This is a genomic window from Bradyrhizobium sp. NBAIM08 (assembly GCF_020193935.1).
Taxonomy (GTDB): domain Bacteria; phylum Pseudomonadota; class Alphaproteobacteria; order Rhizobiales; family Xanthobacteraceae; genus Bradyrhizobium; species Bradyrhizobium yuanmingense.
In genome coordinates this window covers 1-437 of the sequence record NZ_JADYVR010000467.1, presented here as the reverse complement: position 1 = coordinate 437, position 437 = coordinate 1, and the positions used below count along the sequence as shown (strand labels likewise).

Below are 437 nucleotides of genomic sequence, written 5' to 3'. Positions count from 1 at the left end.
CTGGCAAAGTGCCTACACGTTGGCCGAAATTCTTCGCAGCCCTGATCCGCGCTACGACGCACTCCGCCGCGATGAAAAAGTGGCTGGTGAGTTGATTGCGCTGGTTGAGGCCGACACGAAGCATCCGCTCGCCGGCGGCAACAACCAAGGGGATCGGCAGCGGATCGAACGCCGCATGTTCCTCTGCCGCGCCCTCGGGGCGTTCACCATTCCCGATGCCGCGCCACTGCTCGCCCGACTGGCCAACGAAGAACGCGACCCGATGGAAGTGGAGGTCCGCCTGGCTGCCCTCGAAGGGCTGGCGACACTCGCCCGCAATGTCGGTCCCGAAGAACTGCGCAAAGATGACAAAGTAGTGCAAGCCGTGCTCGAGGCTTCGCGCTCCGTTGAATCCAACACGGTGCCACAAGCGGCAGACAAGGAAAGTGCTTATCGCC

The 437-nt window shown here is 62.7% G+C and carries 1 protein-coding gene; it reads left to right on the top strand.

Annotated features, from left to right (window positions below; genetic code table 11):
• Positions 1–19: 19 nt before the first annotated feature.
• A partial coding sequence (locus tag I6F37_RS40470) for a hypothetical protein (RefSeq protein ID WP_225154445.1) occupies positions 20–437 on the top strand: 418 nt, incomplete at its 3' end.